Annotated in this window: 1 protein-coding gene; it reads left to right on the top strand. The window is 61.6% G+C overall.

Annotated features, from left to right (window positions below):
* Nucleotides 1-10,967, top strand: a 10,967-nt coding sequence (locus ACIGDJ_RS07395; RefSeq protein WP_397504529.1) for an immunoglobulin-like domain-containing protein, incomplete at its 5' end; no start/stop codon positions are given.
* Between the last annotated feature and the right edge of the window lie 106 nt (nucleotides 10,968-11,073).

Here is an 11,073-nt window from a genome sequence, read left to right as displayed (position 1 = left end):
TGCCAAGCAACACGCCTGCGGTCACCACCATCACCGACTCGGTCGATGACACTGGCCTGACCCTGACTGCGACGAATAACATCGTCGAAGGCGGCCAGATCACTTACATCGCGACGCTGACCAACGCCGCTGGGTCGCCAGTGACCGTGACCTTGTCGAACGGCGCCGTAATCACCATCAAAGCAGGCGAAACCACCGGCACCGCAACCGTTCCGGCACCATCCGATGACGTCTACAAAGACTCCGGTTCCGTGCAAGCCACGATCAAAACCGCTACCGGTGGCAACTTCGAGAACCTGGTACCGAGCACTGATCCAGCGGTGACGACTGTCACCGACACCATCGACACTTCGACGGTCAAATTGACCGCCGACACCTCGGTCGCTGAAGGCGGCACCGTCACCTACACCGCCACTGTCGGCGCGCCCGTCACCGGCTCGCCTGTTGTCGTGACATTGGCCAACGGCCAGAACATCACCATCGCCGTCGGCCAGACCACCGGCAGCGTTACCACCCCCGTATCGAATGACGTCCAGATCGGTCATGCCCCGCTGACCAACTCGATCACCAACCTCAGCGGCGGCAACTACGAGAATCTGATCGCCGACGAGACTCCGGTCAGCACCACCGTGACCGACACCGTCGACACCACCAGCGTCGCGCTGACTGCCACCGGCAATGTCAACGAAGGCGGGCAAATCACCTACACCGCGACGCTGAGCAATCCGGCCGGTACGCCGGTAACCGTCAATCTGAGCAACGGCTCGGTCATCACTATTGAAGCAGGCAAGACCACCGGCACTGTGACCATTCCGGCACCTGCCGATGACGTTTACAAGGACGCTGGCAAAGTCGAAGTGACCATCAAGGACGCCACCGGTGGCAACTTCGAGAGTCTGGTGCCGAGCACTACGCCAGCGGTGACCAACGTCGCCGACACCGTCAACACCACCCATCTGACCCTTAGCGCAGAAAGCTATGTGCTCGAAGGCGCTTCGATCACTTACACCGCAACGCTGACCAACGCCGCGCAGACGCCGGTGACCGTCAACCTGAGCAATGGCCAGACCATCACCATCGAAGCCGGCAAGACCAGCGGTTCGGTAACCATCGACGCGCCGAGCGACGACGTCTACAAGGACGTCAGCAAGCTCACCGTGACCATGACCGACGCCAGCGGTGGCAACTTTGAAAGACTCGACGTCAGCAAGACCCCGGTCAGCACCACGGTCAACGACACCGTCGACACAACCGCACTGACCCTGACCGCCAGCGATACCGTCAGCGAAGGTGGCCAGATCACTTACACCGCGACCCTGAGCAACCCGGCCGGCACTGCGATGACCGTGACCCTGGCCAACGGCGCGGTGATCAACATCGCTGCCGGTGCTACCAGCGGCTCGGTAAATTTCCCGGCGCCCGCCAATACGCCGTACATCGATGGCAGCAACGTGCGGACGGCGATCGCCAGCCACAGCGGCGGCGACTTCGAGCGCGTCGAGGCCGATCGTTCGGCTGTGGTGACCAAAGTCACCGACGCCGTCGACACCACCAACATCAGCCTGAGCGCCACCGGTAGCGTTGCCGAGGGCGGCTCGATCGTCTACACCGCGACCCTGAGCAATCCGGCCGGCACCGCCATGAGCGTGACCCTGAGCAACGGCGCGGTGATCAACATTGCCAAGGGTGCGAGCACTGGCACTGCGACCATCGCCGCGCCCGCCGATGACGTGTACAAGGACGCCGGCAAGGTCGATGCGAGCATCACCAAAACCAGCGGCGGCAACTTTGAAAATCTGCTGGTCGACAAGACCCCGGCAGTCACCAACGTGACTGACACCATCGACAACAGCACCGTTTCGCTGACCGCCAGCGCCAGCGCGGTCGAAGGTGGCGTGGTCGTCTACACCGCGTCCGTGACTGCATCGGTCACCGGTTCACCGGTAGTAGTTACCCTGTCCAACGGCCAGACCATTACCATTCCGGTCGGCGCCAGCAGTGCCAGCGTCAACTTCACTGCGCCGAACGATGCACAGGCCGGCGGCAACACCCTGAGCGTGAAAATCGACGGCGCCAGCGGTGGCAATTACGAAAATCTCGTCGCCGATCAGACCCCGGCGGTGACCTCGGTGACTGACGTTGCCGACACCACTAGCCTGTCGTTGTCCGCCACCGGCTCGGTGGCCGAGGGCGGTTCGATTGTCTACACCGCGACCCTGAGCAACCCGGCCGGCACGCCAGTGACCGTGAGCCTGAGCAACGGCGCGGTGATCACCATCGAGGCCGGCAAAACCACCGGCACCGTCACCGTTCCGGCACCTGCCGATGACGTCTACAAAGACGCCGGCAAAGTCGAAGTCACGATCAAGGACGCCACTGGCGGCAACTTTGAAAACCTGGTGCCGAGCACCACGCCAGCGGTTACCGATGTCACCGACACCGTCGATACCTCGACGGTCAAACTGACCTCCACCGAAACTGCGGCCGAAGGTGGCACCGTCACCTACACCGCCACCGTCGGCGCGCCGGTCACCGGTTCGCCTGTGGTCGTGACCCTGGCCAACGGTCAGAACATCACCATCGAAGTCGGCAAGACCAGCGGCAGCGTGAGCACTACCGCGCCGAACGACGTCCTCGCCGGCCACGCGCCGCTGACCAACTCGATCACCAACGTCAGCGGCGGTAACTTCGAAAACCTTGTTGCCGACCAGACCCCGGTCAGCACCACCGTGACCGACACCGTCGACACCACCAACCTGTCGCTCAGCGCGACCGGCGCGGTGAACGAAGGCGGCCAGATCACCTACACCGCGACGCTGACCAACCCGGCCGGCACTCCAGTGACCGTAACGCTGAGCAATGGCGCAACGATCACCATCGAGGCCGGCAAAACCACCGGCACCGTGACCGTCGATGCACCGAAAGACGACGTCTACAAAGACGCCGGCAGCGTTGAAGCGACCATCCAGAGTGCAACGGGCGGCAACTTCGAAAATCTGGTTACCAGCAAAGCGCCAGCGGTGACCACGGTCAACGACACCATCGACACTTCCACCGTATCGCTGAGCGCCACTGCGAACGTCGCCGAAGGCGAAACCGTGGTCTACACCGCGACCGTGGGCGCGCCAGTGACCGGCTCGCCGGTGATCGTCAGCCTGTCCAACGGCCAGACCATCACCATCGCCGTCGGTGAAACCACCGGCAGTGTCAACTACGTCGCGCCGAACAGCCCGCTGGCGGGCGGCAGCTCGTTGAGCGTGACCATCGATGGCGCCACGGGCGGCAATTACGAAAAACTGGTGGTCGACGGCAAGTCTGCCGATACCGTCGTATCGGACACCACCGACACCACCAACCTGAACCTGACCGCTAGCGATTCGGTAGCCGAAGGCGGCCAGATCACCTACACCGCGACATTGACCAACGCCGCTGGCTCACCAGTGACCGTGACCTTGTCGAACGGCGCTGTTATCACCATCAAGGCTGGCGAAACCACCGGCACCGCAACCGTTCCTGCACCGACCGATGACGTCTACAAGGACGCCGGCTCCGTCCAGGCAACGATCACCAGCGCTACCGGCGGCAATTTCGAGAACCTCGTTCCGAGTACTGCTCCGGCCGTGACGACAGTCACCGACACCATCGACACTTCGACGGTCAAACTGACCGCCGATACCTCGGTCGCTGAAGGTGGCACCGTGACTTACACCGCCACGGTTGGCGCTCCGGTCACCGGTTCGCCAGTGGTCGTGACTCTGGCCAACGGCCAATCCATCACCATCGGCGTCGGTCAGACTACCGGCACTGCAACCGCTGTGGCTCAGAACGATGCGCTGACAGACAATGCGCCGATCACCAACTCGATCACTGGCGTGAGCGGCGGTAATTTCGAAGATCTGGTTGCGGACAAGACTCCGGTCTCGACTTCTGTAACCGACGTTTCCGACACTACAAATCTGTCGCTGAGTGCGACCGGTTCCGTGGCCGAAGGTGGTCAGATCACCTACACCGCGACATTGACCAACGCCGCTGGCTCACCAGTGACCGTGACTCTGTCGAACGGCGCTGTGATCATCATCGACGCGGGTAAAACCATCGGCACCGTGACCGTCGACGCACCGAAAGACGACGTCTATAAAGATGCCGGCAAAGTCGAAGTGACCATCGAGAATGCGACCGGCGGCAACTTCGAGAATCTGGTACCAAGCGCGGTTCCAGCAGTGACCAATGTCACTGACACCATCGATACGTCGACCGTCAAATTGACCGCCGACACTTCGGTCGCTGAAGGCGGCACCGTGACCTACACCGCCACGGTTGGCGCGCCTGTTACCGGTTCGCCAGTGGTCGTGACCCTGGCCAACGGCCAATCCATCACCATCGCGGTCGGTCAAACTACTGGCACTGCAACCGCTGTGGCTCAGAACGATGCGCTGACAGGCAATGCGCCGATCACCAACTCGATCACTGGCGTGAGCGGCGGCAATTTCGAAGATCTGGTGGCGGATAAAACACCGGTTTCGACTGCAGTCAGCGACGTTACCGACACAACAAATCTGTCGCTGAGTGCGACCGGTTCTGTGGCTGAAGGTGGTTCGATTGTGTACACCGCGACCCTGACCAACGCCGCTGGCTCGCCAGTGACCGTAACGCTGAGCAATGGCGCAACGATCACCATCGAGGCCGGCAAAACCACCGGCACCGTGACCGTCGATGCTCCGAAAGACGACGTCTACAAAGATGCTGGCTCCGTGCAAGCCACGATCACCAGCGCTACCGGTGGCAATTTCGAAAACCTGGTGCCGAGCTCGGTTCCAGCCGTGACCAGTGTCACCGACACCATCGACACTTCGACGGTCAAATTGACCGCCGACACTTCGGTCGCTGAAGGCGGCACCGTGACCTACACCGCCACGGTTGGCGCGCCTGTTACTGGCTCGCCTGTTGTCGTGACCCTGGCCAACGGCCAATCCATCACCATCGCGGTCGGTCAAACTACTGGCACTGCAACCGCTGTTGCTCAGAACGATGCGCTGACTGGCAATGCGCCGATCACCAACTCGATCACTGGCGTAACCGGAGGCAACTTCGAAGATCTGGTGGCGGACAAAACTCCAGTTTCGACTTCTGTCACCGACGTTGCCGACACTACAAATCTGTCGCTCAGCGCGACCGGCTCGGTGGTCGAAGGTGGTCAGATCACCTATACCGCGACATTGACCAACGCCGCTGGCTCACCAGTGACCGTAACCCTGTCTAACGGCGCTGTGATCACCATCAAGGCTGGCGAAACCACCGGCACCGCAACCGTTCCGGCACCATCCGATGACGTCTACAAAGACTCCGGTTCCGTGCAAGCCACGATCAAAACTGCGACCGGTGGCAACTTCGAGAACCTGGTGCCAAGCACTGCTCCAGCCGTGACGACTGTCACCGACACCATCGACACCTCGACCGTCAAGCTGACCGCCGACACTTCGGTCGCTGAAGGCGGCACCGTGACCTACACCGCTACGGTTGGCGCGCCTGTTACTGGCTCGCCTGTTGTCGTGACCCTGGCCAACGGCCAATCCATCACCATCGCGGTCGGTCAAACTACTGGCACTGCAACCGCTGTGGCTCAGAACGATGCGCTGACAGGCAACGCTCCGATCACCAACTCGATCACTGGCGTGAGCGGCGGCAATTTCGAAGATCTGGTGGCGGATAAAACACCGGTTTCGACCACTGTTACGGATGTTGCCGACACCACCAACCTGTCGCTGAGTGCGACCGGTTCCGTGGCCGAAGGTGGTCAGATCACCTACACCGCGACATTGACCAACGCCGCTGGCTCACCAGTGACCGTGACCTTGTCGAACGGCGCTGTGATTACCATCAAAGCAGGCGAAACCACCGGCACCACGACCGTTGCTGCACCATCCGATGACGTCTATAAAGACTCCGGTTCTGTGCAGGCGACGATCGCCAGCGCTACCGGTGGCAACTTCGAAAATCTGGTGCCGAGCTCGGTTCCAGCGGTGACCAGTGTCACCGACACCATCGACATTTCGACGGTCAAACTGACCGCCGATACTTCGGTCGCTGAAGGCGGCACCGTGACTTACACCGCCACGGTTGGCGCGCCTGTTACCGGTTCGCCAGTGGTCGTGACCCTGGCCAACGGCCAATCCATCACCATCGGCGTCGGTCAGACTACCGGCACTGCAACCGCTGTGGCTCAGAACGATGCGCTGACAGGCAACGCCCCGATCACCAACTCGATCACTGGCGTGAGCGGCGGCAATTTCGAAGATCTGGTGGCGGATAAAACACCGGTTTCGACCACTGTTACGGATGTTGCCGACACCACCAATCTGTCGCTGAGTGCGACCGGTTCCGTGGCCGAAGGTGGTCAGATCACCTACACCGCGACATTGACCAACGCCGCCGGCACACCAGTGACCGTAACGCTGAGCAATGGCGCAACGATCACCATCGAGGCCGGCAAAACCACCGGCACCGCCACCGTTGCTGCACCGACCGATGACGTCTACAAAGACTCCGGTTCCGTGCAAGCCACGATCAAAACTGCGACCGGTGGCAATTTCGAAAACCTGGTGCCGAGCACCACGCCAGCAGTGACCAGCGTCACCGACACCATCGACACCACCACCGTAAAACTGAGCGCAACCGCCACAGCGGCCGAAGGCGGCAACGTCGTCTACACCGCAACCGTCGGCGCACCCGTCACCGGTTCGCCAGTTGTCGTGACGTTGGCCAACGGCCAGAACATCACCATCGCCGTCGGCCAGACCACCGGCACGGTAACTGCCGTCGCACCGAACGATGCGCTGACGGGTAACGCTCCGCTGACCAACTCGATTACTAACGTAACCGGCGGTAATTTCGAAAATCTCATCGCCGACAAGACCCCGGTCAGCACCACCGTGACCGATACCGTCGACACCACCAACCTGTCGCTCAGCGCGACCGGCTCGGTAGCCGAAGGTGGCCAGATCACCTACACCGCGACTCTGAGCAACGCCGCCGGCTCGCCAGTCACCGTGACCTTGTCGAACGGCGCTGTGATCACCATCAAGGCAGGCGAAACCAGCGGCGCCGTGAACGTTTCAGCGCCAGCAGACGACGTCTACAAAGACGCCGGCTCGGTCCAGGCAACGATCAAAACCGCGACCGGCGGTAACTTCGAAAATCTGGTACCGAGCACCACGCCCGCGGTGACCACTGTTACCGACACCGTCGACACCACCACCGTCAGCATCACTGGCAGCAGCTCGGTGACCGAAGGCCAGACCGCCAGCTACACCGTCAGCCTCAATCATCCGGCGCAGACCGAAGTGACGCTGAAAATCGTCTACAGCGGCACCGCTGCCGACGGTTCGGACTTCACCGGCGTGTACACCGTGAAGATCCCGGCGGGCGCCAGCAGCGCGCAATTCAATGTCGCCACCCTCGATGACAAAATCACCGAAGGCAGCGAGAACTTCGTGGTCAAGATCGATTCGGCCACCGGCGGCAACTTCGAGAACCTCGCGGTCAGCGGCACCAATGGCAGCGTCAGCACCTCGATCATCGACAACGATGCGCCACCGGTGCTCGATCTGGACGCCAACAACTCCAGCGGTGCGACCGGTGCCGATTACAAAGTGACGTTCACCGAGAACACCCCGGGCGCCGGCGTGTCGATCGCTGACACCGACCTCAGCATCACCGACCCGGACAGCACGATGCTGGCCGGTGCCACCGTGGTGCTGACCAACCGTCAGGACGGCGATGCGCTGAATCTGGGCAACAGCGTCAACGGCATCATCATCAATGCCAACAGCACCAACGGCACGGTGACCCTGACGCTCTCGGGTAACGCGACCCTGGCCGACTACATGCAGGCCATCAAGAACATCAGCTTCACCAACAGCAGCGAAAACCCGAGCACCGTGCCGCGCGTCATCACCGTGACCGTGACCGATGGCGGCAACTACTCGAACACCGCGACGACCACGGTCAACGTGGTGGCGGTCAACGATGCACCGGTCGCTGCGCCGAGCAATGTCACCGGCACCGAAGACACGCCGCTGGTACTCGGCTGGTCGACCTTCGGTGTCAGCGATGTCGACAGCCCGGCGAGCAGGCTGGGTATCAAGATCACTCAACTGCCGGGCGAGGGCAAACTGCAGTATCTGGATGGCTCGACCTGGAAGGATGTTGCCAACAACCAGACCTTCAGCAAGGTCGACATCGACGCCGGCAAGCTGCGTTTCCTGCCGGATGCCAACGAGTCGGGGGCCGACGGTTATGGCGGCACCGGTCTGGGCAACAATCAGTCGGATTACGCACAGATCGGCTTCCAGCCTACCGATGGCCAGGTGCTGGGCAGCACCGGCACGGTGAAGATCGACATCACGCCAGTGGCGGATGCGCCGACCGTGGCCGTGGCCGACAACAGCGTTAAATCCACTGGCCTGATCAAGGAAGTCTGGACCGGTCTGTCGGGCCTGGGCACTGACGGCAGCGGCGCCAACTCGACCACCCTGAAAAACGTCATCGACGCGGCCGGCAAACCGAACTCCAGCACTGGCGTCACCAACGTGCAGTCTGACGGCAGCGTGGCCGCCGGTACGGCGTCGAAGACCTCTGGCCTGATCTATCTGGAAGCCGGCAAGACCTACAGCTTCAGCGGCATCGCCGATGACAGCCTGCTGATCACCATCGGCGGCAAGAGCGTGGCTTCCGGGACCTGGGGCGCGGGCGGTGCGATCAACGGTTCGTTCACCCCGACCACCAGCGGTTACTACACCCTCGACATCTACCACCACAACCAGAGCGGCCCGGGCAGCTATGACGTCAATCTGTCGGTCAATGGCAGCACGCCGATCGACCTGAGCAACGCCGGCGTGCCGATCTACACCGGTGTGCAGGATCTGATCAACTCGGGCGTCACCGTCTCCGATCTGCACGGCGCCAATGGCGAAGGCTATTACGACGGCTACAAGCTCAACACCGGCGCCGAGGGCACCACGGTGAAACTCTCGGCGATCAGCACCGCGCTGACCGACACCGACGGCTCGGAAACCCTGAGCGTGAAGATCAGCGGCGCACCGGTCGGTTCGGTGCTCAGCGATGGCGCGGGTCATACCTTCACCGTTAGCGCGAGCAATGGCGAAGCCAATGTCACCGGCTGGAACCTCGGTTCTCTGACCGTGACCCCGCCGACCTACTACAACGGCCAGTTCAATCTCACCGTAACCTCGACGTCCACCGAGCAGGTCGGCGGCTCGGCGAGCAGCACCGCGACCATTCCGGTCACGGTAGTGCCTGCGGTGTACAACGCAGTCACCGCCACCTCGGGTGACGACAACGTCACCGGCACCGACGCCAACGACATCATCGTCGCTGATATCGGCGGCCTGACCGTGGTGCCGGGCACCAACTACAACATTGCGTTCATGGTCGACAGCTCGGGCAGCATGAGCACCTCATCGCTGAACGCTGCGAAAGACTCGCTGACCTCGGTGTTCAACAGCCTCAAGCAAAGCCTGGGCGGCAGCAACTCGGGCACGGTGAACATCTTCCTGGTGGACTTCGACACCCAGGTCAATAAATCGGTGTCGGTGAATCTCAACGACCCGAACGCGCTCACGTTGCTCAAAGCCGTACTCAATTCGATGGGCTCCGGCGGCGGTACCAACTACGAAGACGTGTTCAAAACCACGGCTAACTGGTTCCAGAGTGCCGACGCCGTGGCCAACACCGGGGCGAAGAACCTCACGTACTTCATCACCGACGGCCAGCCGACTTACTACCAGAGCGGCGAGCAGACCAACCCGACCCTGTATGGCAACGTGAAACTCGACAGCGTGGTGAACACCAGCAACTACAAGCAGGGCGACGCGTTCAGCACCTATATCGACAACACGCATTACCTGACCATCAATAGCGCCGGTAGCGTTGTGCTGCAAACCTACAGTTCGTGGTGGGGCTGGAGCAGCGAGACCCTGGGCACGATCCATGCGCAGGGCGACGGCACTTATGAGTTGTCGAGCCTGGCGGGTACCGGCAACAGCACCAACTCGTACACGACCAGTAACTCGACCAGTGGCTTTGCCTTGCTGAGCGGTCTGTCGAATGTCGAAGCCATCGGCCTGAACAGTGGCGTCAGTCTCAACGACCTCAAGCCGTACGATTCGGACAAAACGCCGCAAACCAATATCGATCCGAAAGACCTGGCCAACTCGATCATCGGTCACACCGAAGCCACGATGCCGGGTAACGACACCGTCAACGGTGGCGACGGCAATGACATCCTGTTCGGCGATCTGGTCAGCTTCAACGGCATTGCCGGCGAGGGTTACCAGGCGATGCAGGCGTTCGTCGCCAAGGAAACCGGCGTCGACGTCAGCAAAGTCAGCACCAGCAACGTGCACCAGTACATCACCGAGCACTATCAGGCGTTCGATGTGTCCGGCGCGCACGATGGCAACGACACGCTGCTCGGTGGCGCAGGCAATGACATCCTGTTCGGCTCGGGCGGTATTGACCTGCTCGACGGCGGCAAGGGCAATGACATCCTGCTCGGCGGCACCGGCAACGACACGCTGATCGGCGGTCAGGGCAACGACATCCTCATCGGTGGTTCAGGTGGCGACACCTTCGTCTGGAAATCGGGCGATACCGGTAACGATGTGATCAAGGATTTCAAAGCCAGCGAAGGCGACCGCATCGACCTGCGCGACCTGTTGCAAGGCGAGACCGGCAGCACGATCGACAACTTCCTGAAGATCACCACAGTCGATGGCACGTCGTCGCTGCAAGTCAGCTCGGCGGGCAAATTCAACTCAGGCGATGCCGCCGCGGCAACGCCGGACGTGACGATCAAACTGGAAGGCAACAACTGGGCGAGCGCCAATCTGCACAACCTGATTGCCGGCAGCGATCCGACTATCAAGGTCGACCACAACAATAGCTGAGGCTGAAACCAAAACGGCCGCCTCCGATGAGGCGGCCGTCGCGTTTGCGGGCAATGCAGCGGTGACGATTCCATCGTCGCCCCGCATACTGGCGCGCAGTTGGCTA

Source organism: Pseudomonas sp. NPDC079367 (assembly GCF_044542195.1).
Taxonomy (GTDB): Bacteria; Pseudomonadota; Gammaproteobacteria; order Pseudomonadales; family Pseudomonadaceae; genus Aquipseudomonas.
The sequence above is the reverse complement of the archived record's forward strand: the minus strand, read 5'-3'. Positions and strand labels throughout refer to the sequence as shown.